24 protein-coding genes are annotated in these 26,105 nt (G+C 48.4%); 14 read left to right on the top strand and 10 right to left on the bottom strand.

Annotated elements, in window-relative coordinates; translation table 11 throughout:
* Nucleotides 1–235: 235 nt before the first annotated feature.
* Nucleotides 236–1,078 carry a formyltetrahydrofolate deformylase gene (purU, locus tag OGX90_RS13150; protein WP_048224038.1) on the bottom strand — a complete coding sequence of 281 codons (843 nt, stop codon included), beginning with the start codon at nt 1,076–1,078 and terminating at the stop codon, nt 236–238.
* A 55-nt stretch (nt 1,079–1,133) separates the two neighbouring features.
* Nucleotides 1,134–1,589, bottom strand: a complete 456-nt coding sequence (locus tag OGX90_RS13145) for a YchJ family protein (RefSeq protein WP_235127400.1) — start codon at nt 1,587–1,589, stop codon at nt 1,134–1,136.
* Nucleotides 1,590–1,700: 111 nt separating this feature from the next.
* Between OGX90_RS13145 and rssA the strand changes: the two genes are divergently transcribed.
* The 3 genes from rssA to galU all read left to right on the top strand — a co-directional run bounded on the left by rssA (nt 1,701) and on the right by galU (nt 4,829).
* Nucleotides 1,701–2,612, top strand: a complete 912-nt coding sequence (rssA, locus tag OGX90_RS13140; RefSeq protein ID WP_008784956.1) for a patatin-like phospholipase RssA — start codon at nt 1,701–1,703, stop codon at nt 2,610–2,612.
* A gap of 90 nt (nt 2,613–2,702) precedes the next feature.
* Nucleotides 2,703–3,716 (top strand): two-component system response regulator RssB, encoded by a 1,014-nt coding sequence (rssB, locus tag OGX90_RS13135; protein ID WP_008784955.1) that lies wholly within the window; start codon nt 2,703–2,705, stop codon nt 3,714–3,716.
* Nucleotides 3,717–3,920: 204 nt separating this feature from the next.
* The gene (gene galU / locus OGX90_RS13130; RefSeq protein ID WP_003020727.1) at nt 3,921–4,829 is read left to right on the top strand and encodes a UTP--glucose-1-phosphate uridylyltransferase GalU; all 909 of its coding nucleotides are present in this window, start codon (nt 3,921–3,923) and stop codon (nt 4,827–4,829) included.
* A gap of 136 nt (nt 4,830–4,965) precedes the next feature.
* Here galU and hns read toward each other — a convergent pair whose 3' ends face one another.
* Nucleotides 4,966–5,379, bottom strand: coding sequence for a histone-like nucleoid-structuring protein H-NS (gene hns, locus OGX90_RS13125; protein WP_003020723.1), 414 nt, complete (start codon nt 5,377–5,379; stop codon nt 4,966–4,968).
* Nucleotides 5,380–5,989: 610 nt separating this feature from the next.
* Here hns and tdk point away from each other — a divergent pair.
* The gene (tdk, locus tag OGX90_RS13120) at nt 5,990–6,607 is read left to right on the top strand and encodes a thymidine kinase (RefSeq protein ID WP_008784954.1); all 618 of its coding nucleotides are present in this window, start codon (nt 5,990–5,992) and stop codon (nt 6,605–6,607) included.
* 236 nt (nt 6,608–6,843) lie between these two features.
* Here tdk and adhE read toward each other — a convergent pair whose 3' ends face one another.
* A complete protein-coding gene (gene adhE, locus OGX90_RS13115; protein WP_008784953.1) occupies nt 6,844–9,522 on the bottom strand; it encodes a bifunctional acetaldehyde-CoA/alcohol dehydrogenase in 2,679 nt (892 codons plus the stop codon).
* 487 nt (nt 9,523–10,009) lie between these two features.
* Here adhE and ychE point away from each other — a divergent pair, with 487 nt between their 5' ends.
* The 7 genes from ychE to OGX90_RS13080 all read left to right on the top strand — a co-directional run bounded on the left by ychE (nt 10,010) and on the right by OGX90_RS13080 (nt 18,044).
* Nucleotides 10,010–10,657 (top strand): NAAT family transporter YchE, encoded by a 648-nt coding sequence (ychE, locus tag OGX90_RS13110; RefSeq protein ID WP_003020714.1) that lies wholly within the window; start codon nt 10,010–10,012, stop codon nt 10,655–10,657.
* Between the two features lie 771 nt (nt 10,658–11,428).
* A complete protein-coding gene (oppA, locus tag OGX90_RS13105; protein ID WP_286624004.1) occupies nt 11,429–13,060 on the top strand; it encodes an oligopeptide ABC transporter substrate-binding protein OppA in 1,632 nt (543 codons plus the stop codon).
* A gap of 232 nt (nt 13,061–13,292) precedes the next feature.
* Nucleotides 13,293–14,213, top strand: coding sequence for an oligopeptide ABC transporter permease OppB (gene oppB, locus OGX90_RS13100; RefSeq protein WP_003020708.1), 921 nt, complete (start codon nt 13,293–13,295; stop codon nt 14,211–14,213).
* 14 nt (nt 14,214–14,227) lie between these two features.
* Nucleotides 14,228–15,136 (top strand): oligopeptide ABC transporter permease OppC, encoded by a 909-nt coding sequence (gene oppC / locus OGX90_RS13095; RefSeq protein WP_003020701.1) that lies wholly within the window; start codon nt 14,228–14,230, stop codon nt 15,134–15,136.
* An 11-nt stretch (nt 15,137–15,147) separates the two neighbouring features.
* The gene (gene oppD, locus OGX90_RS13090) at nt 15,148–16,161 is read left to right on the top strand and encodes a murein tripeptide/oligopeptide ABC transporter ATP-binding protein OppD (RefSeq protein ID WP_003833364.1); all 1,014 of its coding nucleotides are present in this window, start codon (nt 15,148–15,150) and stop codon (nt 16,159–16,161) included.
* The gene (gene oppF / locus OGX90_RS13085) at nt 16,158–17,162 is read left to right on the top strand and encodes a murein tripeptide/oligopeptide ABC transporter ATP-binding protein OppF (RefSeq protein WP_008784949.1); all 1,005 of its coding nucleotides are present in this window, start codon (nt 16,158–16,160) and stop codon (nt 17,160–17,162) included. Before oppD ends, oppF begins: the two co-directional genes overlap by 4 nt.
* Before the next feature lie 45 nt (nt 17,163–17,207).
* Complete coding sequence (locus OGX90_RS13080) at nt 17,208–18,044, top strand: ion transporter (protein ID WP_234691995.1); 837 nt, start codon at nt 17,208–17,210, stop codon at nt 18,042–18,044.
* A 37-nt stretch (nt 18,045–18,081) separates the two neighbouring features.
* On the opposite strand, the gene OGX90_RS13075 is transcribed toward OGX90_RS13080, so the two are convergent.
* Together OGX90_RS13075 and cls are read right to left on the bottom strand one after the other, a co-directional pair.
* Complete coding sequence (locus tag OGX90_RS13075) at nt 18,082–18,411, bottom strand: HI1450 family dsDNA-mimic protein (protein WP_003020691.1); 330 nt, start codon at nt 18,409–18,411, stop codon at nt 18,082–18,084.
* A gap of 34 nt (nt 18,412–18,445) precedes the next feature.
* Nucleotides 18,446–19,906: a cardiolipin synthase gene (cls, locus tag OGX90_RS13070; protein ID WP_003020687.1), complete on the bottom strand. Its 1,461-nt coding sequence runs from the start codon at nt 19,904–19,906 to the stop codon at nt 18,446–18,448.
* A gap of 142 nt (nt 19,907–20,048) precedes the next feature.
* Here cls and OGX90_RS13065 point away from each other — a divergent pair, with 142 nt between their 5' ends.
* The gene (locus OGX90_RS13065; RefSeq protein ID WP_122984013.1) at nt 20,049–20,222 is read left to right on the top strand and encodes a YciY family protein; all 174 of its coding nucleotides are present in this window, start codon (nt 20,049–20,051) and stop codon (nt 20,220–20,222) included.
* Between the two features lie 236 nt (nt 20,223–20,458).
* A complete protein-coding gene (locus OGX90_RS13060) occupies nt 20,459–21,073 on the top strand; it encodes a serine acetyltransferase (protein WP_191227129.1) in 615 nt (204 codons plus the stop codon).
* A gap of 277 nt (nt 21,074–21,350) precedes the next feature.
* Here the strand turns inward: OGX90_RS13060 and OGX90_RS13055 are convergent, their stop codons facing one another.
* Together OGX90_RS13055 and OGX90_RS13050 are read right to left on the bottom strand one after the other, a co-directional pair.
* Nucleotides 21,351–23,360, bottom strand: a complete 2,010-nt coding sequence (locus tag OGX90_RS13055) for an acyltransferase family protein (protein ID WP_286624001.1) — start codon at nt 23,358–23,360, stop codon at nt 21,351–21,353.
* Between the two features lie 295 nt (nt 23,361–23,655).
* A complete protein-coding gene (locus OGX90_RS13050) occupies nt 23,656–23,952 on the bottom strand; it encodes a YciI family protein (protein WP_003020675.1) in 297 nt (98 codons plus the stop codon).
* 215 nt (nt 23,953–24,167) lie between these two features.
* Between OGX90_RS13050 and tonB the strand changes: the two genes are divergently transcribed.
* Entirely contained in the window at nt 24,168–24,896 is a 729-nt protein-coding gene (gene tonB, locus OGX90_RS13045) for a TonB system transport protein TonB (protein ID WP_286623999.1), read from the top strand.
* Between the two features lie 64 nt (nt 24,897–24,960).
* Here the strand turns inward: tonB and yciA are convergent, their stop codons facing one another.
* Both yciA and OGX90_RS13035 read right to left on the bottom strand, forming a co-directional pair.
* The gene (gene yciA / locus OGX90_RS13040) at nt 24,961–25,362 is read right to left on the bottom strand and encodes an acyl-CoA thioester hydrolase YciA (protein ID WP_008784945.1); all 402 of its coding nucleotides are present in this window, start codon (nt 25,360–25,362) and stop codon (nt 24,961–24,963) included.
* A 165-nt stretch (nt 25,363–25,527) separates the two neighbouring features.
* Nucleotides 25,528–26,067, bottom strand: coding sequence for a septation protein A (locus tag OGX90_RS13035; RefSeq protein WP_048235264.1), 540 nt, complete (start codon nt 26,065–26,067; stop codon nt 25,528–25,530).
* Nucleotides 26,068–26,105 lie beyond the last annotated feature (38 nt).

The following is a 26,105-nucleotide window of genomic DNA, read 5'->3' as shown; positions in this document are numbered from 1 at the left end:
TGGGGGAAGGATTCGAACCTTCGAAGTCGATGACGGCAGATTTACAGTCTGCTCCCTTTGGCCGCTCGGGAACCCCACCACGGGGTAATGCTAATTACTGGCCTGCTTCCGTTGGAAGCGGGGCGCATCATATCAAATGATGCGCCCCTGTAAAGCATTCCGTTGATAAAAAAGAACTGGTTGCCTGATTTTTACACGTAAAGATGTAAAGGTAACCAATTAACTTATCAATCGATTACAGAATAATCGTTCGGTTACCGTAAACAAAGACGCGTTGAGCCAGAACCTGATACAGCGCACGGCTTAATACATTTTTTTCAACGTCGCGACCCGCGCGCATCATATCTTCGGCGGTGTAGGTGTGATCAACATGGATCACGTCCTGCATAATGATTGGGCCTTCATCGAGGTTATCATTCACGTAGTGGGCCGTCGCGCCGATAATCTTCACGCCGCGTTCATAAGCTTGATGGTACGGACGAGCACCAATGAATGCTGGCAGGAATGAATGGTGAATATTGATAATCTTATTCGGGAAGCGTGAAACAAATGTCGGGGTCAGAACGCGCATGTATTTAGCCAGCACGACATAGTCCGGCTGATGGGCGTCGATAGCATCAGCCATTTTCTCATCATGTTCGTCACGTGTTAAACCTTCATGGCTCACCAGCTCAAACGGAATATCAAACCGTTCAACCAGAGGACGCAAGGTCTCGTGATTGCCGATCACCGCGGCGATTTCAACATCCAGCCCGCCATAATTGGCCTTCATTAATAAATCGCCCAGGCAATGCGCTTCCTTGGTGACCAAAATGACGATGCGGCGGCGGCCTGCTGGGGTTAATTCACGAATCGAGCCTTCAGGTAAGGCGCTGTCCAGATCGGCAAGCAGCGTGACGTCGTTAAAAATGCCCTCCAGTTCGGTGCGCATAAAAAAGCGTCCGGTACGGTGGTCCACAAACTCATTGTTCTGCACGATGTTCAGTTCATGCTTGTAACAGATATTTGTAATGCGCGCGATCAGACCTTTTTGGTCCGGGCAAATAGTACGCAGCACTTTTCGTTGTAATGAATGCATTTGCAGCGGTGATCCTGTTGAGAATGTTTGCAAAATTGATACTGTCGGGCGTTGATTAGCCGCAGCACTTTTTAAATTTTTTACCTGAGCCACAAGGGCAGGTATCGTTTCGTCCAATTTGAGGGCGTGTACCGTCTATATAGTACCACTGACCGTTTTCTTTTAAAAAACGAGAGCGCTCGATAATTGCACCTGTTTTACCTTGTTCAGAAAACCGTGCGACAAAACTGACATAGCCGGTATTTTCTGTGTCTGCCGTCTCTTGTTCAAAAACGGTCAGTCCAAGCCATTCGGTATGAGTAAATCCTGCGATAATGTCGTCGCGAAACTCGGCCGCATGACAATCCGGATGCCAGGTTCTGATAAGGTAATCTGCGTCTTTCATCACAAAAGCACAGTAACGAGAACGCATGAGGTGTGACGGCGTAGGTGCTACTTGCGCGCCGGACACATAACGGTAGCAACATAGGCTATACTCGACAGCGCTACCACAGGGACAAAGCTGAGACACAAAGTACTCCCTGGAATATAAAAACGGCGTAAAAACGCCAGAGTGGCACTATGTTAACTGAGCGGTAGCGATGTTGCTACGTCTGCAAGCCAGGGGAAGTTTGTACGTATAATGAGAAAAATAAAAATTGGGCTGGCGCTAGGTTCCGGCGCGGCGCGAGGTTGGTCGCATATTGGCGTTATTAAAGCCCTTAAGCATATGGGTATTGATGTTGATATTGTGGCAGGGTGCTCCATCGGTTCGTTGGTTGGCGCTGCCTACGCCTGCAATAAGCTGCCTGCTCTCGAAAAGTGGGTCTGTTCTTTCAGCTATTGGGATGTTTTACGGTTGATGGATCTCTCGTGGCGCAGGGGAGGTTTACTGCGCGGTGAACGGGTATTCAATCAGTACCGTAATGTGATGCCGGTAGAAGCAATTGAGCAATGTACTCGCCGTTTCGCAACAGTGGCTACCAATCTGAGTACGGGTCGGGAACTTTGGTTCACCGAAGGTGATTTACATCTGGCCGTCCGGGCCTCCTGCAGTATTCCTGGCTTGATGTCACCTGTGGCGCACAATGGTTACTGGCTGGTCGATGGTGCGGTGGTGAATCCTGTCCCTGTCTCCCTGACTCGCGCGTTGGGGGCCGATATTGTTATAGCGGTCGACCTGCAACACGATGCGCATCTCATGCAACAAGATTTACTCTCCTTCAACGTCAATAGCGATGCCGAATCGGGTGATGATGCTGACGAACTCTCATGGCATGCCCGTCTGAAAGAACGCTTGAGCAACATTACGGCCAGGCGTGCAGTAACTGCGCCCACGGCGATGGAGATTATGACGACGTCTATTCAGGTTCTGGAAAACCGACTGAAACGTAACCGCATGGCCGGTGACCCTCCAGACATTCTGATTCAGCCGTTTTGTCCACAAATATCCACGCTGGATTTTCACCGCGCCAGTGCGGCAATTGCTGCCGGGCAGTTAGCGGTCGAGAAGAAAATGGATGAGCTTCTACCCCTGGTGAAAACCAACGTCTAACGCATTTTTTATCAACACTTAAGCTAATTCTGACAGGCGTGAGTGGCAATAGCATGCCACTATTTATTAAAGCCAGTCAGGGGGGAGAATATGACGCAGCCATTGGTCGGAAAACAGATTCTTATCGTTGAGGATGAGCCGGTATTTCGCTCACTCATGGACTCATGGTTTTCCTCTTTGGGAGCGACAACGGCGGTAGCTGGTGACGGACTTGAAGCACTGGACTTGCTTGGGCATTTTAAACCCGACCTGATGATCTGCGACCTGGCTATGCCAAGAATGAACGGTCTCAAACTGGTTGAGTATTTACGCAATCGTGGCGATCAGACCCCAATACTGGTGATTTCTGCGACGGAAAACATGTCCGACATAGCCAAAGCGCTACGACTCGGTGTGGATGACGTCCTGTTGAAGCCGGTGAAAGATCTTAATCGCTTGCGAGAAACCGTCTTTGCATGTCTTTATCCCAACATGTTTAATTCACGCGTGGAAGAAGAAGAACGGCTGTTTCGCGACTGGGATGCGATGGTGGACGATCCTGCTGCAGCTGCGAAGTTGCTAAAAGAATTACAGCCTCCAGTGTCGCAAGTGATTTCGCACTGTCGCGTTAACTATCGACAATTGGTGGCAGCCGACCAACCGGGGCTGGTGTTGGATATTGCTCCGCTTTCTGATCATGACCTTGCATTCTATTGCCTTGATGTGACGCGGGCAGGGGATAATGGCGTCCTGGCTGCATTATTACTGAGGGCGCTATTTAATGGTTTACTGCAGGAGCAACTGACACAACAAAATCAGCGACTGCCAGAGCTAGGTACGTTATTGAAACAGGTAAATCATTTGTTGCGACAAGCCAATTTACCAGGGCAGTTTCCCTTACTGGTGGGGTATTACCACAGCGGATTAAAAAATCTGATTCTGGTATCGGCAGGGCTGAATGCGACATTAAATACAGGTTCCCACCAAGTGCAAATCAGCAATGGCGTTCCGCTGGGTACCTTAGGTAATACGTATCTTAATCAGCTGAGCCAACATTGTGAGTCATGGCAATGCCAAATTTGGGGGGCGGGAGGTCGCCTGCGCTTGATGTTGTCCGCAGAATGAACGATTGAGAGGCGTGTAAATGAAATTGGTTCACCCTCCCCATGCTGTGAGTGCTACTATCAGCGCCAGTTTTATTCGTATTTATCTTAATTATACCGACGCGCGTCCTTTTCAGACCAGAAGCTTGTCGCTGTACTGATATACTCGGATGCGATACAGAATGATGAACACGTTCAATACATGAACAGTCCAGGAGAGTTTTAAATGGCTGCCCTTAATTCAAAAGTCAAAAAAGCCGTTATCCCGGTTGCGGGATTAGGAACCAGGATGTTACCGGCTACGAAAGCAATCCCGAAAGAGATGCTACCGTTGGTTGATAAGCCATTAATTCAGTACGTCGTAAACGAATGTATTGCTGCGGGCATCACTGAAATTGTACTTGTAACTCACTCGTCTAAAAATTCTATTGAAAACCACTTTGATACCAGCTTTGAACTTGAAGCGATGCTGGAAAAACGTGTAAAACGCCAGCTTCTGGAAGAAGTGCAATCTATTTGCCCGCCACATGTGACTATTATGCAGGTGCGTCAGGGGCTAGCTAAAGGTCTGGGCCACGCGGTATTGTGCGCGCACCCTGTGGTTGGCGATGAACCGGTAGCTGTAATCCTGCCGGACGTAATTCTTGACGAATACGAATCTGATTTATCCCGCGACAACCTTGCCGAAATGATTCATCGTTTTGATGAAACAGGTAGCAGCCAGATTATGGTTGAACCGGTAGAAGATGTTACGGCTTATGGCGTTGTTGATTGTAAAGGCGTTGAATTATCCCCGGGCGAAAGCGTCCCGATGGTTGGCGTGGTTGAAAAACCAAAAGCTGATGTTGCGCCTTCTAATCTGGCCGTTGTGGGTCGTTACGTTCTTAGTGCCGATATCTGGCCTCTGCTGGCTAAAACCCCTCCAGGAGCGGGTGATGAAATTCAGCTGACAGATGCTATCGATATGCTGATTGAAAAAGAAACGGTTGAAGCTTATCACATGAAGGGCAAAAGCCATGACTGTGGTAATAAACTGGGCTATATGCAGGCGTTCGTTGAATATGGTATTCGCCATAATACTCTCGGCGCCGAATTTAAAGCCTGGCTGGAAGACGAGATGGGTATTAAGAAGTAACCTTCTGGTATTATCTGGTCAGAACGGCGCTGTATTAACAGCGCCGTTTTTTTATACCTAATCCGGGTAGGGTTGAGCGAAGTACCGGTAAAAAAAATCCCGCCAGTGGCGGGATTTTAAGCAAACTATTTCTGAATTATTCCTTGATCAGGAAATCGTCCAGTTGTTTACCTTGTTCTTCCATCGCTTTTTTGATCACTGCCGGTGTACGGCCCTGGCCAGTCCAGGTTTTAGTTTCACCGTTTTCGTCAACATAGCTATATTTAGCCGGACGTGCAGCGCGTTTAGCTTTGGTGCCAGATTTAACAGCAGCCATGCTATTCAGCAATTCGTTCGGATCAATGCCGTCAGCGATCAGCATTTCACGATATTGTTGCAGTTTACGAGTACGTTCTTCAACTTCAGCAGCAGCAGCGCTTTCTTCTTCGCGACGCTCGCTAACTACAACTTCTAATTTTTCCAGCATTTCTTCAAGCGTTTCCAGAGTGCATTCTCTTGCCTGCGCACGAAGAGTACGGATGTTGTTCAGAATTTTAAGTGCTTCGCTCATTGTAGTAATCTCAAACTTATATTGGGGTGGTTTGTTGAGCTAATAATAGAGCGATAAATTCAGTTGTGCAATAGCCAGGAATGTAAGGAATTCAAAATTGCGCTTTATTTAGTATCAGAATTAATTCTCCTGTCTTAAATTCCCCATGATGTTGGGCATAAAAAAGGCTTATTGACGAGGGGGCTTCTCAGCGGCTGAGAGTAAAAATTCAAGATTCAGGTCACATTTTATGGTGTACAAATAGTATCTCTTTGCAGTGATTTCAACCTTTTGTATTAGTTTTGCTTACGTGAATTCGCTAATACACGGCGACAGTGGGTAGATTCAATAACAATATGGGAAGGGTTTCTTTATTGCCGTATGATGATAAGTGACATTGATAAATTTCATGAGCACTATTTGTGAAAGAGTGTGTATATACGCGTCCGAGTTCAGGCTGTTTGGTCGATGGTTGTATGCTCTCTCACTATCCGTTACTTAAATTCAGGCGGCACTGTGCGAGCTTGCCCGCTCATTTATACGCCTTTGTGGCCAACGCTACACCGACATGTTCGTGAAATATGATACAATCCAGCCCATATTTATTTCCCCTCGTGAGGGCCTTCGGTCAATGGCACAACTATATTTTTACTATTCTGCAATGAACGCAGGTAAGTCGACTGCCTTGTTGCAATCTTCGTACAATTATCAGGAACGTGGGATGCGTGCCGTTGTATATACAGCGGAAATTGATGACCGTTTTGGTGCTGGAAAAGTAAGTTCACGTATAGGTCTGTCGTCACCTGCAAAATTGTTTAACCAAAATTCATCATTGTTCGAAGAGATTCGCGCTGAGAATGCGCAGCAAAGAATTCACTGTGTACTGGTCGATGAGTCTCAGTTTCTGACCCGACAACAGGTTTATGAATTATCTGAAGTTGTCGATCAACTGGATATTCCTGTTTTGTGTTACGGCTTACGCACTGATTTTCGTGGTGAGTTATTTGGTGGCAGCGAATACCTGCTTGCGTGGTCAGATAAACTGGTTGAATTAAAGACCATTTGTTTTTGTGGCCGTAAGGCCAGCATGGTATTACGCCTTGATCAGGCTGGAAGACCTTATAACGAGGGCGAGCAGGTGGTTATCGGCGGGAATGAACGCTATGTGTCGGTATGTCGTAAACACTACAAACAAGCGCAGTCTGAGGGCTCTCTGACGGCGATACAAGAACGACACAGCCACGATTAACCCTGTACGCTTCTGAGCGCTTATAAACACAGGGTAGGCCGGAACCTTCGTCAATGTTCTCTACCCTGTCAGACTCTTTTCTGACGGCTGGTCTCACATCTTCCTGAATACATCTCTTACACTGCCATTCTATTCACATGGTTAAATTGTGTATTCCCCGATTTTCATAACACAAGACGAAAAAAACGGCCCCAATTGGGACCGTTTATGATGAAGCTAAAACTTATCTGAGCAAATTAAGCGGATTTCTTCGCTTTCTTTTCTGCTTTCGGTGCAGCTACTGCTTCAGTCTTAGCGGCAGTCTGACCTTCGCTATACTCACGACCGTAGTAGGTATCCAGCAGGATCTGTTTCAGTTCAGAAATCAGCGGGTAACGTGGGTTAGCACCAGTACACTGGTCGTCAAACGCATCTTCAGACAGTTTGTCCACGTGTGCCAGGAAGTCAGCTTCCTGAACGCCAGCTTCACGGATAGACTTAGGAATACCCAGTTCAGCTTTGATTTCTTCCAACCAGCCCAGCAGTTTCTGGATTTTCGCGGCAGTACGGTCACCCGGTGCGCTCAGACCCAGATGGTCTGCGATTTCAGCGTAGCGACGGCGTGCCTGCGGACGGTCGTACTGGCTGAATGCAGTCTGTTTAGTCGGGTTGTCGTTCGCGTTGTAACGAATAACGTTGCTGATCAGCAGGGCGTTCGCCAGACCGTGAGGAATGTGGAACTGAGAACCCAGTTTGTGCGCCATTGAGTGACATACACCCAGGAAGGCGTTAGCAAACGCGATACCAGCGATAGTTGCTGCACTGTGTACACGCTCACGCGCTACCGGGTTCTTAGAACCTTCATGGTAAGACGCTGGCAGGTTTTCTTTCAGCAATTTCAGCGCTTGCAGAGCCTGACCGTCAGAGAACTCAGAAGCCAGTACTGAAACGTAAGCTTCCAGAGCGTGAGTGACGGCATCCAGACCACCGAACGCACACAGGGACTTCGGCATATCCATAACCAGGTTGGCGTCAACAATCGCCATATCCGGAGTCAGCGCGTAGTCTGCCAGCGGGTATTTCTGCCCAGTTGCATCGTCGGTAACGACCGCAAACGGAGTCACTTCAGAACCAGTACCGGAAGTGGTGGTAACTGCAACCATCTTCGCTTTTACGCCCATTTTCGGGAACTTGTAGATACGTTTACGGATGTCCATAAAGCGCAGTGCCAGTTCTTCGAAGTGAGTTTCCGGGTGCTCGTACATAACCCACATGATTTTCGCGGCGTCCATCGGGGAACCACCACCCAGTGCGATGATTACGTCTGGTTTGAAGGAGTTAGCCAGCTCAGCACCTTTGCGAACAACGGTCAGAGTCGGGTCAGCTTCAACTTCAAAGAACACTTCGGTTTCAACGCCAGCAGCTTTCAGAACGGAGGTGATCTGGTCTGCATAACCGTTGTTGAACAGGAAGCGGTCGGTCACGATCAGCGCACGTTTGTGACCATCGGTAATCACTTCATCCAGTGCGATTGGCAGAGAGCCACGACGGAAGTAGATAGATTTCGGAAGTTTGTGCCACAACATGTTTTCAGCTCGCTTAGCAACGGTTTTCTTGTTGATCAGGTGCTTAGGACCAACGTTTTCAGAGATGGAGTTACCACCCCAGGAACCACAACCCAGAGTCAGGGAAGGTGCGAGTTTGAAGTTGTACAGGTCACCGATACCACCCTGAGAAGCCGGGGTGTTGATCAGGATACGTGCGGTTTTCATCATCTGGCCGAAGTAAGCAACACGCTCTGGCTGGTTGTCCTGGTCAGTGTACAGGCAAGAGGTATGACCGATACCGCCCATCGCAACCAGTTTTTCAGCTTTGATGACTGCGTCTTCGAAGTCCTTCGCACGGTACATTGCCAGCGTCGGAGACAGTTTCTCGTGAGCAAACGGTTCGCTTTCGTCGACAACCTTCACTTCACCGATCAGAATCTTAGTGGTTTCTGGTACGGAGAAGCCTGCCAGTTCAGCAATCTTATATGCCGGCTGACCAACGATAGCTGCGTTCAGCGCGCCATTTTTCAGGATAACGTCCTGAACTGCTTTCAACTCTTTGCCCTGCAGCATGTAGCCGCCGTGAGTCGCAAAACGCTCACGTACTGCATCATATACAGAGTCAACCACGACGACAGACTGCTCAGAAGCACAGATTACGCCGTTATCGAAGGTTTTAGACATCAGAACAGATGCAACAGCACGTTTGATATCAGCGGTTTCGTCGATAACAACAGGGGTGTTACCTGCGCCTACGCCGATAGCCGGTTTACCGGAGCTGTATGCCGCTTTAACCATGCCTGGACCACCGGTCGCAAGGATCAGGTTGATGTCCGGGTGGTGCATCAGCGCGTTAGACAGTTCAACGGAAGGTTGATCGATCCAGCCGATCAGATCTTTCGGTGCGCCAGCAGCGATTGCTGCTTGCAGAACGATGTCAGCTGCTTTGTTAGTTGCATCTTTTGCGCGCGGATGCGGAGAGAAGATGATGGCGTTACGGGTCTTCAGGCTGATCAGTGATTTGAAGATTGCAGTAGAAGTCGGGTTAGTGGTTGGAACGATACCGCAGATGATACCAATCGGTTCAGCAATGGTAATGGTACCAAAAGTGTCGTCTTCAGACAGCACACCACAGGTTTTTTCATCTTTGTAAGCGTTGTAAATGTATTCAGAAGCGAAGTGGTTTTTAATCACTTTATCTTCGACAATACCCATGCCGGATTCGGCAACGGCCATTTTCGCGAGAGGAATTCGAGCGTCTGCGGCAGCCAGAGCGGCGGCACGGAAGATTTTGTCAACCTGTTCTTGAGTGAAACTGGCATATTCACGCTGGGCTTTTTTTACGCGCTCTACAAGTGCGTTAAGTTCAGCGACATTAGTAACAGCCATGATGCTCTCCTGATAATGTTAAACTTTTTTAGTAAATCATCTGCTCGATACGAGAGTATAGACAGACCGACGAAAATTTGTGTAATGGTTTGAAAATCAAACGGTTAATTAACGTCCACTTTACTTTGATTTACTAAAAGAGCTTATACGCTAGCGCCTGTTAACTCTAACGCGTTACCTCCAGGTGGCGTAAGCAAGATTACTCACTTCTGAGTAGTAATTGCGTGATCTGGATCAAAAATTCGCAAAGCTGACACCTTTCAGCAAGCCCTTTTAGCGTTTCTCGTTAAGTGTTAATAAATTGACGTAATGAATGCTAATAACATTAGCATATTTAATACATATTAATAACACTGAGTATTGGTAGCGTATTTACATTGATATACGCAGATAGAAGGTGAAGTATGCTGACAAAAGGCGTATCTTCAGCGCGGATTTTATCAATTTTTATGACTCATTTTATCCGGCTAACGCTTCGGAGCTAACCGTGATCCAAACGCTATTTGATTTTCCTGTCTATTTTAAATTTTTCATTGGGTTATTTGCGTTGGTCAACCCGGTAGGGATCATCCCCGTCTTTATCAGTATGACCAGCTATCAAACTGCCGCAGCACGAAACAAAACCAACCTCACGGCAAACCTATCGGTCGCAATCATCCTGTGGACTTCGCTGTTTCTTGGTGATGGTATTCTGCAACTCTTCGGCATCTCAATTGACTCGTTCAGGATCGCTGGCGGCATTCTGGTTGTGACTATCGCGATGTCAATGATTAGCGGAAAACTAGGGGAAGATAAACAAAACAAACAGGAAAAATCAGAAACCGCAATCCGTGAAAGTATCGGCGTTGTGCCGTTGGCATTACCGTTGATGGCGGGGCCGGGGGCGATAAGCTCAACTATTGTCTGGGGTACGCGGTATCATAGCGCGATTAACCTGTTTGGCTTTTTTGTAGCGATTGCGTTGTTTGCCCTGTGCTGCTGGGGGCTGTTCCGCATGGCACCATGGTTAGTGCGCCTGTTGGGCCAAACCGGTATCAACGTCATTACGCGTATTATGGGGCTGCTGTTAATGGCTTTGGGTATCGAATTTATCGTTACAGGGATCAAATCCATTTTCCCAGGTTTGCTGGCCTGAAACCTCTCTTCTGTGCAAACGGAGTCGTGTCCGGCTCCGTTTCCTTTCATTATCAGTAAAACTTCTCACTAAAGTTGAAAATCAGCAGAGCAATAATAAAAAATGCTGATGATTAACTCTCCTGTTAGCCATTGATTCTAAAGATATAACACGTCCCAGCACGCCCGGCGAAGACCGATACTGCTGTTATTTTATTAACATCATACTCTGGGGCTTGCTGAAGGATTATCGAAATGTTATTAGTTATTTCAGCCTTTATTTCAGATGAATGTGCTAATTAATAACCAATTGTTAAATTTATGTGCATTTTGACATGGCGTTGACTTAGGACAGGATGGTTAACACCATGGTCGACATAATGCATTGATTTTTGTGAACTTCCCATAATAAATCTTCATTCGTAAGACTTTTTAAGTGAGATTTATTTCCAATAAAAGAGAATTGGTTAACAAATTTGTAAAATGTATTGGCGGTTAAGAAACGCATTTGATACTTTCCGGCCAAGTATTATGCAGAAGAATTCACGTTGATGAGAATCATTTGCAGTTAGTTTCTCTCAACAGGGTAATAGCGTGTTTCCGGCAGGGGAGGCACGTAGAGAATCGACGCAAGGCGGTCATACGAATCGCCAGAATAAATAAAGTCGGTGATAGCAAGCAGTAAAACAATAAACCACCTGACGGCAGAAAATCTCCGGTGCCGTACAGGGATCCTGACAGGATTAACAGTCTGGTTAAAAAACCAGCCATAATAATGAGGGAGTACAACACAATGACTAACATCACTAAAAAAAGTTTAGTAGCTGCGGGGATCTTAACTGCGCTAGTCGCTGGAAATGTTGCCACGGCGGCAGTAGTGCCAGCGGGTGTGCAGCTTGCTGAAAAGCAGACTCTGGTGCGTAATAACGGTTCGGAAGTGCAATCACTCGATCCCCACAAAATCGAAGGTGTACCTGAATCCAACATTAACCGTGACCTGTTTGAAGGTTTATTAATCAGTGATGTCGATGGCAAACCATCGCCTGGCGTGGCTGAAAAATGGGAAAATAAAGATTATAAAGTCTGGACATTCCATCTGCGTAAAGATGCTAAGTGGTCTGACGGCACGCCTGTTACCGCGCAAGATTTCGTGTATAGCTGGCAACGTTTGGCTAATCCAAATACTGCATCACCGTATGCCAGTTATTTGCAGTACGGTCATATTGTCAACATTGATGATATTATCGCCGGTAAAAAGCCGGTCACCGATCTGGGCGTAAAAGCTCTCGACGATCATACTTTTGAAGTTACCCTCAGCGAACCAGTTCCTTATTTCTACAAACTGCTAGTGCACTCTTCCGTTTCACCGGTTCCCAGAGCGGCTGTTGAAAAATTTGGCGAGAAGTGGACCCAGCCCGCTAACATCGTTACTAACGGTGCGTATAAACTGAAAGACTGGGTTGTGAACGAGCGCATTGTGCTTGAGCGTAATACCAACTATTGGGACAACGCCAAAACGGTTATTAACCAGGTAACCTACCTGCCTATTTCTTCTGAAGTGACTGACGTTAACCGCTATCGCAGCGGTGAAATCGACATGACCTATAACAACATGCCGATTGAGTTATTCCAGAAACTGAAAAAAGAGATCCCGAACGAAGTCCACGTTGACCCGTATCTGTGCACCTATTATTACGAAATCAACAACCAGAAAGCACCGTTCAACGATGTTCGTGTTCGTACCGCCCTAAAGCTGGCGTTGGATCGTGACATTATCGTCAATAAAGTGAAAAACCAGGGTGACCTGCCAGCATATAGCTTTACTCCTCCATACACCGATGGTGCGAAACTGGTTGAGCCAGAGTGGTTCAAGTGGTCTCAGGAAAAACGTAATGAAGAAGCGAAGAAACTGCTGGCTGAGGCCGGATATACCGCTGAGAAACCGCTGACCTTTGATCTGCTGTATAACACCTCAGACCTGCATAAGAAGCTGGCTATTGCCGCGGCATCTATCTGGAAGAAAAATCTGGGTGCTAATGTGAAGCTGGAAAATCAGGAATGGAAAACGTTCCTCGATACGCGCCATCAGGGCAACTATGATGTTTCACGTGCGGGCTGGTGTGCGGACTATAACGAACCTACCTCCTTCCTGAATATGGTGCTGTCCGACAGCTCCAATAATACCGTCCACTATAAGAGCCCGGCATTTGATAAGCTGATTGCGGATACGCTGAAAGTGACGGATGAAGCGCAGCGCAGCGAACTGTATTCGAAAGCGGAACAGCAGCTGGATAAAGATTCTGCGATTGTACCGGTTTATTACTACGTTAACGCCCGCCTGGTGAAACCATGGGTTGGCGGATACTCCGGTAAAGACCCGATGGATAATATCCACGTTAAAGACTTGTATATTATCAAGCATTAATGGCAAGACGTGGGGCAATTATGTTGCCCCACAGTGTCTTTTTCTTCGAACTATATATACCTCTTTAGACAAAGAGAGGTATACCCTAAATAATTCACGTTGCAGGAAGGCGGCAACGCAGCGAATCGCCAGGAGCTTGCTTAAGTAAGTGACTGACGTGAGCGAGTAAAGCCAACGCACTAGCAGCTTGAAGTATGACGGGTATAAAGGCACACGCCAGAAGGTACGGGCAATGTTAAAATTTATATTACGTCGCTGTCTGGAAGCGATTCCGACGCTGTTTATTCTTATTACGATTTCATTCTTTATGATGCGCCTTGCGCCCGGAAGCCCATTCACCGGGGAACGCGCGTTACCGCCAGAGGTGCTGGCTAATATTGAAGCGAAATATCATCTTAACGATCCCATCTCGACGCAGTACTTCAGCTATCTGAAACAGCTGGCGCACGGCGATTTTGGACCATCCTTTAAATATAAAGACTACACGGTTAACGACCTCGTTGCCTCGAGCTTTCCGGTTTCTGCGAAGCTGGGTGCGGCAGCCTTTATTCTGGCGGTACTCGTCGGTGTTAGCGCCGGAGTGATAGCCGCGCTGAAGCAAAATACACGTTGGGACTATACGGTGATGGGGGTGGCAATGACCGGGGTGGTTATCCCCAGTTTCGTGGTCGCTCCCTTATTGGTCATGATATTTGCCATAACCTTGAAATGGCTACCCGGCGGGGGCTGGAACGGCGGGGCGCTGAAATTTATGATCCTGCCGATGGTGGCCTTGTCACTGGCCTACATCGCCAGTATTGCCCGTATTACTCGCGGTTCGATGATTGAAGTACTGCACTCTAACTTTATTCGTACCGCACGCGCTAAAGGGCTGCCGATGCGGCGGATTATTTTCCGCCATGCGTTGAAACCTGCGCTGTTGCCAGTGTTGTCCTATATGGGACCGGCATTTGTCGGTATTATCACCGGTTCGATGGTTATTGAAACCATTTATGGTTTGCCGGGTATTGGCCAGTTGTTCGTCAATGGGGCGTTAAACCGCGACTATTCGCTGGTTCTTAGCCTGACCATACTGGTGGGTACGCTGACCATCGTGTTTAACGCGATTGTCGATGTGCTGTATGCCGTTATCGACCCGAAAATTCGTTACTGATACTGGAGCTCGCTATGATGTTAAGTAAGAAAAACAGCGAGGCACTGGAGAATTTCAGTGAAAAGCTGGAGGTCGAAGGCCGCAGCCTGTGGCAGGACGCGCGTCGACGCTTTATGCATAACCGCGCGGCGGTAGCAAGCCTGGTGGTGCTGGTAATTATTGCGCTGTTCGTGACGCTGGCACCGATGCTGTCGCAGTTTACCTACTTCGATACCGACTGGGGCATGATGTCCAGTGCGCCGGATACGGAATCAGGCCACTATTTCGGTACTGACTCTTCGGGACGAGACCTGTTGGTGCGCGTGGCAATTGGCGGGCGCATTTCGCTGATGGTCGGCATTGCGGCGGCGTTAGTCGCGGTGGTTGTTGGTACGCTGTACGGTTCTCTGTCGGGCTACCTCGGCGGAAAAATTGACTCGGTGATGATGCGTCTGCTGGAAATCCTCAACTCCTTCCCGTTCATGTTCTTCGTGATCCTGCTGGTCACCTTCTTTGGGCAAAATATCCTGCTGATTTTTGTCGCTATCGGGATGGTCTCCTGGCTGGATATGGCGCGTATCGTGCGTGGGCAAACGCTGAGTCTCAAGCGCAAAGAGTTTATTGAAGCGGCGCAAGTGGGTGGGGTGTCTACCGTGCGTATCGTTATCCGCCATATTGTGCCGAACGTGCTGGGTGTGGTGGTGGTTTACGCTTCATTGCTGGTGCCGAGCATGATCCTGTTTGAATCCTTCCTGAGCTTTTTGGGACTAGGTACGCAGGAGCCGTTAAGTAGCTGGGGCGCGCTGCTCAGTGATGGTGCCAACTCTATGGAAGTCTCACCATGGCTGCTGCTGTTCCCGGCTGGTTTCCTGGTGGTCACTTTGTTCTGTTTTAACTTTATTGGCGATGGCCTGCGTGATGCCCTCGACCCGAAAGACCGTTAAGGAGTGCAGCCATGAGCGTAATTGAAACCTCAACCGCGCCGCTCGCGCAACAACAGGCTAACGCACTGCTAAACGTAAAAGATTTGCGTGTGACGTTTGCGACCCCCGACGGCGATGTAACTGCGGTCAACGATTTAAACTTTTCTCTGCGAGCCGGAGAAACGTTGGGTATTGTCGGTGAATCCGGTTCGGGTAAATCGCAGACGGCCTTTGCCCTGATGGGGCTGCTGGCGGCGAATGGTCGTATCGGGGGCTCCGCAACGTTCAACGGGCGTGAAATTCTGAATTTACCGGAACGTGAGCTGAACAAACTGCGCGCCGAGCAAATCTCGATGATTTTCCAGGACCCGATGACGTCTCTCAACCCGTACATGCGGGTCGGGGAGCAGTTGATGGAAGTTCTGATGCTGCATAAAGGCATGAGCAAAGCGGAAGCCTTTGAAGAGTCGGTCAGAATGCTGGATGCGGTGAAAATGCCGGAAGCGCGTAAGCGTATGAAAATGTATCCTCATGAATTCTCCGGTGGTATGCGTCAGCGCGTAATGATCGCCATGGCGCTGCTGTGCAGGCCCAAATTACTGATTGCCGATGAACCAACCACTGCGCTCGATGTGACGGTACAGGCGCAAATTATGACGCTGCTGAATGAACTGAAAAGTGAATTCAACACCGCGATTATCATGATCACCCACGATCTGGGGGTTGTTGCCGGTATTTGCGATAAAGTCCTGGTGATGTATGCCGGACGTACTATGGAATACGGCAGTGCGCGGGATGTCTTTTATAAACCCGTTCATCCGTATTCGATTGGTTTGCTAAATGCCGTACCTCGTCTGGATGCCGAAGGGGAAGAGATGCTCACTATCCCTGGCAACCCACCGAACTTACTGCGTCTACCAAAAGGTTGTCCATTCCAGCCGCGTTGCCCGCATGCGATGGAAATCTGTAGCAGTGCTCCGCCACTGGAGGAATTTAGCCCAGGCCGTCTGCGTGCCTGCTTTAAGCCGGTGGAGGAACTGGTATGAATACGGTGACCGAACAACGTAAAGTGCTCCTTGAGATTGCCGACCTTAAAGTCCATTTCGATATTAAAGATGGCAAACAGTGGTTCTGGCAACCGTCTAAAACCCTGAAGGCGGTTGATGGCGTAACCCTGCGACTGTATGAGGGCGAAACCCTGGGCGTGGTCGGTGAATCAGGCTGCGGGAAATCGACCTTTGCCCGTGCGATTATCGGCCTGGTGAAGGCCACCGATGGCAAGGTTGCCTGGCTGGGTAAAGATTTACTGGGCATGAAACCCGATGAGTGGCGGGAAGTGCGCAGCGATATCCAGATGATTTTCCAGGATCCGCTGGCATCGTTAAACCCGCGCATGACCATTGGTGAAATCATTGCCGAACCGCTGCGAACTTATCATCCGAATCTTCCTGGTCAGGAAGTCCGCGACCGTGTGAAGGCGATGATGATGAAGGTTGGATTACTGCCCAACCTGATTAACCGCTACCCACATGAGTTTTCCGGTGGCCAGTGTCAGCGTATCGGTATTGCCCGCGCGCTGATCCTTGAACCAAAGTTGATTATCTGCGATGAACCGGTTTCGGCGCTGGATGTATCAATCCAGGCCCAGGTGGTTAATCTGCTGCAACAGCTTCAGCGCGAAATGGGATTATCGTTAATCTTCATTGCTCACGACCTCGCGGTGGTTAAACACATCTCCGACCGTGTGCTGGTTATGTATCTCGGACATGCGGTGGAATTAGGGACTTATGACGAGGTGTACCATAACCCGCTGCATCCTTATACCAAAGCGCTGATGTCTGCGGTGCCGATCCCCGATCCGGATCAGGAAAGGAACAAGGTTATCCAGTTGCTGGAAGGCGAGTTACCGTCCCCGATTAATCCTCCTTCCGGTTGCGTGTTCCGTACGCGCTGTCCGATTGCTGGACCGGAATGCGCAAAAACGCGCCCGGTTCTGGAAGGAAGTTTCCGACATGCAGTTTCCTGCCTGAAAGTAGACCCGCTATAATCCTGAGGGCTGACAAAGGTCAGCCCTTTTTTTGGTGAGGTATCTGTGCCAGGTTTAGTCTCTTCTGTCCGCCGTGCGCTCTATCGCAAATTATTTGATTTAAATACCCGTTCAGGGCGTCGCTTTGAAGGTATGTGTGCGCTATTTGCCTTGCTCAGCGTTATCGTTATCTTCATTGAGTCCGGAGTAGGGACGCAATACCATTTAACCTTTGAGGAATGGCGCGTTTTTGTCTGGCTGGAGATCTTTATTACTCTGGTCTTCACCCTCGAATATCTTCTGCGCTTATGTTGCTGGGCCAACCCCGCTAAATATGCGTTCAGCTTCTGGGGGATAATTGACCTTGCCACCATTCTGCCGCTGTATGTAATGTGGCTATGGCCGGAAATCAGTCTGAGCTATGTTTTCGCCTGGCGAGCGATGCGTGTCCTGCGCGTCCTGCGTATTCTCAAGCTGCTGCGCTTTATGCCTTCTCTGCGGGTGTTCTGGAATGCGTTAAAAAGCGCCCGACATCAGCTGATGCTGTTCTATTCCTTTATTGCCATCCTGATGGTGGTTTTTGGCGCGATGATGTATCTGATTGAAGGGCCAAAATATGGGTTTACTACGCTGAATGCGTCGGTGTATTGGGCGATTGTTACTGTAACCACCGTCGGCTATGGCGATATCACGCCGCACACCCCATTGGGGCGCATGGTGGCGTCTGTGCTTATCCTGATTGGTTACTCGGTGATTGCGATACCGACGGGATTGATTACCACGCACATGAGCAGTGCGTTCCAGCAGCGCGGGCACCAACGAAAATGTCCCCAGTGCCAGCAGGCGCAGCACGAACATAGTGCGCAATTTTGTAATCGCTGTGGAAGTAAACTGCCGGGTTAAAAATGAAAAAAGCTGCGAGAGCAGCTTTTTTGTTTGATTATTCGCGCCAGAGAATATGGCAGAGCTTATGATCTTTTTCGCGACATAATAAAACGCGCGCGAAAATATCGTTAATCTCGCCGTCTTCTGTATCTGCCAGACCAATCACCACCTCGGCAAAGAAGTCAGGGTTCAGGTCAAAATCAACATGCTCCTGCCAGTCTTCTGCCGGATCGAACAACTCGGCACCGCCACGCTCTTCAAACTGCAAATTGAACAGAATGATGTCGGCTGGATCCAGATTGTCCGCAGCCAGTTCGAGAAAAATGTCGTAAGCCTGCTCAAGCGTTTCGTCTTCGGTCAGGCGATTGTTCAAATCCATATCCATAATGACTACCTGTTTACTGTCTGATGGGCACGTTTTACAGCAACGGACTAAAGAAGTAAAACAGTCGCTCTGCTATCCGCTGCCAGAGTGGTCGTTTTACCCACAAACGGGCATCAAGCAGGCGGGAACGCGAAATATAATCATCCTGTACTGCCGCGAGATCGCCACCGAATCCGGCATCATCAATGACCAGCGTGATTTCAAAATTGAGCCACAGACTGCGCATATCCAGGTTAACCGTACCGACCAGGCTCAGCTCGCCATCGACCAGTACGCTCTTGGTGTGCAGCAAGCCACCTTCGAACTGATAAATTTTAACGCCAGCCGCCAGCAGCTCGGTGAAAAAGGCCCGGCTTGCCCAGCCAACCAGCAGGGAGTCATTTTTACGTGGAAGAATGATACTGACGTCAACCCCACGTTGCGCCGCCGTGCAGATCGCGTGCAACAGGTCGTCGCTGGGGACGAAATAGGGGGTGGTCATAATTAAATATTCACGCGCTGAATAAGCAGCGGTTAGCAGCGCCTGATGAATCAAATCTTCAGGGAAACCAGGACCCGAGGCGATAGTGTGAATGGTGTGGCCGCTGGCCTGCTCAAACGGCATGATATTGACGTCCGGTGGCGGAGGTAAAATGCGCTTTCCGGTCTCAATTTCCCAGTCGCAGGAATAGACAATGCCCATAGCAGTAGCGACAGGGCCTTCCATTCTGGCCATTAAATCAACCCATTGCCCGACGCCCGCATCTTGTTTAAAGAAACGCGGGTCGACCATGTTCATGCTGCCGGTATAAGCAATGTAGTTATCGATCATGATCATTTTGCGGTGCTGACGCAGGTCCATACGGCGTAAAAATACACGCATCAGGTTCACCTTCAGCGCTTCTACAACCTCGATACCTGCGTTACGCATCATCGCCGCCCAAGGACTGCGGAAGAACGCTACGCTGCCGGCGGAGTCCAGCATCAGGCGACAGTGAATGCCACGTCTCGCAGCAGCCATTAACGACTCGGCTACCTGATCGGCCATACCGCCTGGCTGCCATATGTAGAACACCATTTCGATGTTGTGGCGCGCCAGCTGAATATCACGGATCAGCGCCTGCATCACGTCATCTGAACTGGTGAGCAACTGCAGCTGGTTTCCCTTTACGCCAGCTATACCCTGACGACGCTCGCACAGTTTAAATAACGAAGAGGCGACGCTGCTGTTTTCCTGGGCAAAAATATGCTTGCAGGCCTTGAGGTCGTTCAGCCATTTGGCGGTTGAAGGCCACATCGCCCGGGCGCGTTCGGCACGTCGCTTGCCCAGGTGAAGTTCACCAAAAGACAGATAAGCAATGATTCCTACCAATGGCAGAATGTAGATGATCAACAGCCAGGCCATTGCGGAGGGCACTGCGCGTCGCTTCATCAGAATGCGTAACGTTACGCCAGCAATGAGTACCCAGTAACCCAGAATGACCAGCCAACTCACCACGGTGTAGAAGGTTGTCATAAATTTAAAAATCCTTTTGAAAGCGTATTGTTAAGAGTTTACGCATCAGGATTAATCTGGCAAATAAAAACACGGGAAAACCACTGGTCTGCATTCGGTCTGGCGTTATAATGGCCGCTCAGTGACTGGAAGAGTAGTTAACATGAAGCGTAGTAGAACGGAAGTGGGACGCTGGCGGATGCTGCGTCAAGCTAGCCGCCGTAAAGCACGTTGGCTTGAAGGACAATCGCGTCGTAATATGCGTATCCATACCATCAGGAAGTGCGTTCTCAACCACCAGCGTAACTCGTTGTTGTTTGCGATCCACAGCATCTGATCCCAAAAGGGCACCGCTGGCGGTGCCCAATGTCTGTTTTCCCGTATTGATTCTTAAATACTTTCCTGCCGTCATTATTGTTTTTGGTCCAGGTAAGAGATAACCATTTCATTATTTATATTATTGTCATCTTTCTGGTGCCGTATCTACTCGAAAAGAAGAATGCTGGTGACAAGAAAATATGTTTTTATTTCAGTGAGAACTGATACATTTTAACGATTAAACAACGAGACAGTATGATGGCATTCGACAAAATTAAAGCCGATACCCACCGTGAATTTGGTTATTTCTCATGGAGTAAACTAATAATTGGTACAGTAATTAGCAGAACATTCCGTATCATTGTGATGATGCGTTTATGCCAATACTGTGCGGTTTCGCGCACACCGCTGCGTATCATGCTCTATCCATTTAAGATCTTGCATCGGTGTGCTGCTCACATGGGCTCGATGGATTTTCCATCGAGCACACAGGTTGGTGCCGGGTTGGCTATCACTCATGGCTGGGGGATAGTGATATCGCCGAGTGCAAGAATTGGAAAGAACGTTACCTTATTTCATGGTGTAACCATCGGTCAGCGAGATACTATTCAGGGAGCAGGAACCCGCATCACGGGTTACCCCATTATTGAAGATGAAGTTTGGATTGGTCCAAATGCTGTCATCGTCGGCGGGGTTATCATTGGGCAAGGGAGTAAAATTGCTGCCGGGGCGTTTGTGACCGAAAGTATCCCGCCTTTTTCTATCGTTGTTGGTAATCCTGGTGTGATTGTTAAAACCGGGTGCATCCCAGACGTAATGAATAAAGCACCGTTGTTTCAAGAAAGAACTGTTGAAAAAACAGCAGCGTAAATTTCTCGCTGATTATACTTTTCTTTTTATTATCAATACGATGATTCTACATTCTGGGGCTAGTGGTTCATAATAGTGTGGTCAGGTATTACCCGTTATCCTATTCTGTTAGTTTATTGTCTTTTGAGGGAGGTCATTATGTGTACAAATCTTTTTGACAACGCTCGTCGCTACACTGACGAGAAAAAGTAACAACTAAAGCCGCTATCTGCGGCTTTTTTACTTGAGTGAATATTAGTATCCGAATGGATATGATCCCCATGTTTCTGGTCAAACGTCAAAGTTGCAGGGCGTTAGTTGCCTCGGTATGTTCTGCTTGTTTAAATGCGCGTTGAAACATGGGGAGTAAAAGCGTACTGCCAAATGCACTTAGGTGGTTACTGTCTGAGTAAAGTGGACGTCCACCAGCATCTCCCCAACACCGCCCATCCTTGCAAAGATAGGGTAACGGATTGAGAATATTGACGCCGCAGCGCAGGGCCGCCTCATCTTGTGCTGCCCAAATGGCTGTTTGTCGCTGGTAATATTCATCGAGAGAAATAGATACTGTACTGTCTGACTTACCAAACATCAGTGCCCTGGCCATTGTATTAGGCACATCGACTGCCATTTCAGGAATAGGGCGGACCAGAAATACCCTCTGACTATTCTCTATGGAACACAGAGTTTTTACGAGTTGCTGGCTAAACTGCTGTGTTAAATTCTGATTGGGGTGTTCATTCAGTGTATCAAAAAATCCCATAGGAATATTAAAAAAATCGTCCTTTTCATTTTGTCCCAGGATAGCGAGGCTGCTTCTGTTGGCGATAAAGACGAGTTTATTTTTATATTCATTATTTAGTAAATTAATAGCTCGATCATTAAATAGTTTACAGTCATCATTAATATCCTCTCTTCGTTTCATGCCTAACACTGTCGGACAGCTCGCATAGGTCAACTCAACAACCGCACCGGGTGCAGCCTCTGCGACAGCTGAAACCAGCATGCTTGCATGACTGTCTCCCAGGACAATGGCCGTTAACTCTCCTTTGCCATATCTGCACATAGGAGACTCGCTTCCTTTACCCGGCGCGAGCAGACATTTTTCAAATCGGACTGCGTAATCAAGTTTCGGGATCATCGCTAATTCAATTGCCGGGTTAATTCTGCCATCGACTTGCTGATAACGAGCCCCTGCGGCCATTCCACCAGTGCTCAAAATTAACAGTAATAGTACCCAGCTCTGTTTGCGTGCAGGGGTTAGCGCAAGCTGTTTGCGTGTAGGAATCTCTACGAGCAATAAAGAGATCTTTCCCAATAGCACACTCATTACAATGCCAGTAGCAATCCACCAGGGATTGTGATGTTTGTCGGCATAACTAAGCAGCACCGCAAGCGGCCAGTGCCACAGATAAATTGAATAAGAACTGGCACCTATCTGGCGAAAAATTGCCGTAGATGTAAATAATGATCGCTGGCGATTAGCCGCAAGAACCAGCACGGTCCCCAGCACAGGGACCACGGCATAACTTCCCGGCCATGGTCGTGTCGCATCCAGAAGTGTGACTGACAGGGCAATTAAAATAAAACCCACCAACTCTAGTATCCGGGCTGGGCGTTGCGACATAGAATGCCGACGAGTTAGCCACCATACACCTCCTCCAGCTAATAATTCCCAAATGCGGGTGGGGAGTAGATAAAACGCACTACCTGGGAGTCGAGGGCTCACGTAAATTGATAGAGCTAATGACAGTACGCCTGCGGCGATAAGTGCAAACTTAACACCCTGCCGGCCAAACCAGCGCCAGAGTAAAATGCAGCCAACAGGCAACAAAATGTAAAATTGCCACTCCACCGAAAGAGACCATGTGTGCAGCAACCAGTTTTCTCTGGAAGTGATATCGAAATAACCCGCTTCACGCCAAAACTTGAGATTGGAAACAAAAGTAAGCGCTGTGATCGCATTGGTTGCCAGCACATGATAATCAGCGGTGGGCAACCAAAACCAACCCAAGAAAAGTAACGTGCTACATAATGCAATTAAGGCAGGAATAATTCGTCTGGCACGTGCCAGATAGAAACTCCATAATGAAAAATTGCCACGTTCAAGGCCGTTCACGATGATGGCGGTCATCAGGAAACCTGATATAACAAAAAAAACATCAACGCCGATAAAGCCACCGCTAAATCCGGGTACGCCAAAGTGATAAAATACGACCGCTAATACAGCCCATGCTCGCAGGCCATTGATATCATGGCGGAATGCTTTAGGAGAGGGAGAGGCGGGACGGAACGAATCAAAAGCCATAATTGACTAAAATCCCGTATATCGTGACAACGCAACCTGTCTGCATTGTGACAAATTAATCTCGACAGATAATAAAATACACTGAGGTTGAGTAAGAAACAATCAATGACACGCTAATAAACGGTCGTAGCTACCTTTTATAAGGGTACTTATCATTGCTTTGATATGCTGAATTAATGCATAGAGACGAGAAGTGAGGGCGTTTAGACTAATGTGCACCTAAATGCGCCCTCAATGGCTATGTATTTTGCTTACTGTTCAGTATTTTTATAAATGAAAATGGCTTTTTGTTTTGTCAAAATACTTTCTTGTAAGGTTTTACTGAAACCTGCGCATAAACGCCCGCCGCAACATACGGATCGGCTTCTGCCCACGCCTGTGCCGCCTCCAAAGATTCAAATTCGGCAATCACCGTCGAGCCGGTAAAACCCGCCGCACCGGGATCGTTACTATCGACCGCTGGCATGGGGCCCGCCGTGAGCAAACGACCTTCGTCATGAAGGAGTTGCAGGCGAGCCAGATGAGCAGGGCGCACGGAAAGACGTTTTTCGAGAGAGTCTGCGATATCTTGAGCGTAAATAACATACAGCACGGGTAGGGCTCCTTGAACGGTAAAAGTCGTTAATAACGTTATTGGAAAGGCCTAACAACTGCAACGGAAAGATAACTGATATGTTAAGGCCATACTCTGAAAGTGGTTTTTTATCATAAAATCGCGTTTTAAATGTCAGTTAGCACCACGGGCTTATTGAATATGATTGCTATTTGCATTTAAAATCAGGGTCTGGTTTTTTTACTGAAACGATTATGACTTCAATGACCCTTGATTTACCTCGTCGCTTTCCCTGGCCAACGTTACTGTCTGTCGGCATTCATGGTGCCGTAGTGGCTGGTTTGCTGTATACCTCGGTACATCAGGTTATTGAACTACCTGCGCCAGCGCAGCCGATCTCTGTCACGATGGTCGCGCCTGCCGATCTCGAACCGCCTCAGGCCGTTCAGCCGCAGCCGGAACCCGTTGTCGAGCCTGAACCGGAACCTGAACCGATTCCAGAGCCACCAAAAGAGGCGCCGGTGGTGATTGAAAAACCGAAGCCCAAGCCTAAACCGAAGCCAAAACCGGTGAAAAAGGTGGAAGAGCAACCGAAACGCGATGTTAAACCAGCAGAACCGCGCCCGGCCTTCCCACTGGAAAATACGGCACCTACTCGCACAATGACCAATACCGCGCCGGCAACTACCAGCAAACCGGTGGTCAGTGCGCCATCGGGTCCACGTGCTTTAAGCCGTAATCAGCCTCAGTATCCGGCGCGAGCTCAGGCGCTGCGCATTGAAGGCCGGGTAAAGGTCAAATTTAACGTAACGCTGGATGGCCGGGTTGAAAATGTGGAAATCCTGTCTGCACAGCCTGCCAATATGTTTGAACGTGAAGTGAAAAACGCGATGCGTAGATGGCGTTATGAAGCTGGTAAACCCGGTTCCGGACTTGTGGTGAATATTGTTTTCAAATTAAACGGCACAACGCAGATCGAGTAAGCATCAGGCCGTCCGGCAATGATCAAGAGTGATGATTGCCGGATAGCAGTACTGACGTGTGCTATCAGACCAACGTGGGAATTGGACGCGGTTTCCCGTCTTTATCAACGGCAACGTAGATAAACAGAGCTTCGGTGGCCTTATAGCGCTGCCCAATAGGTTCAGAAGCGACCTTCTTCACCCAAACTTCAATATTGATGCTGATCGAGGTTGTCCCGCGTTTCACACAGCGCGCATAGCAACACACCACATCACCTACGGCGACCGGGCGCAAAAAGCTCATCCCTTCCACTCGCACCGTTACCACACGACCATGTGCGATCTCTTTGGCCTGAATCGCGCCACCTATATCCATTTGTGACATCAGCCAGCCGCCAAAAATATCACCGTTCGCGTTGGTATCGGCAGGCATGGCCAGAGTACGTAAAACCAGTTCACCCTGGGGAGTGTTATTCGTTGTTGTCATTGTAGAACCGACTATAGAGAAAGATTACAGGCGCGATGCTACTAGAATTTGTGCGTTGAGAACAGAGGTGATGCGGCGTGCAGAGCAGATGTAAGTCAGGTTGTCAGCACAATGGAACGCGAGGGGATAAAAATTCGCCAGATCCGCAGATCTGGCGAGCATGAATTATGATTTATCTTCTTGCGGCAGATGACGGTAAATATAGACCCCACTCAGCAGCGTAAAGAATAAAGTCAGGGCGGTCAGACCGAACACCTTGAAGTTGACCCAAATGTTCTGCGGTAGCCAAAATGCAATATAGATATTCGCCAGACCACACAGGATGAAAAAGACGGCCCATGCTAAATTAAGTTTCGACCACACTGACTGCGGTAGGGTCAGCTCTTTACCTAACATGCGTTGAATCAGCGGCTTTTTCATCACCCACTGGCTAACCAGCAGAGCACCAGCAAACAGCCCGTAAATCACCGTTACTTTCCACTTAATGAATTCATCGTTGTGGAAAAAAATAGTCAGGCCACCAAATACGGCCACCAGGACAAAGGTGATTAACGCCATCTTCTCGACCTTGCGATAGCGAACCCAGCTGTAAATCAACACTACAGCCGTCGCGACAATCAGCGCCGAGGTCGCCGCATAGATGTCGTAAAGCTTATAAAAAGCAAAAAAGACAACCAGCGGTAAAAAATCAAGAAACTGCTTCATTCTTCGATTCCGTCATCAAAAGCACCGGGTACAAGCCC

The sequence above is a fragment of the Citrobacter sp. Cpo012 genome, assembly GCF_030333015.1.
GTDB lineage: Bacteria > Pseudomonadota > Gammaproteobacteria > Enterobacterales > Enterobacteriaceae > Citrobacter > Citrobacter portucalensis.
Note: the sequence above shows the minus strand (reverse complement) of the source record. Positions and strands in the feature narration are given on the sequence as shown.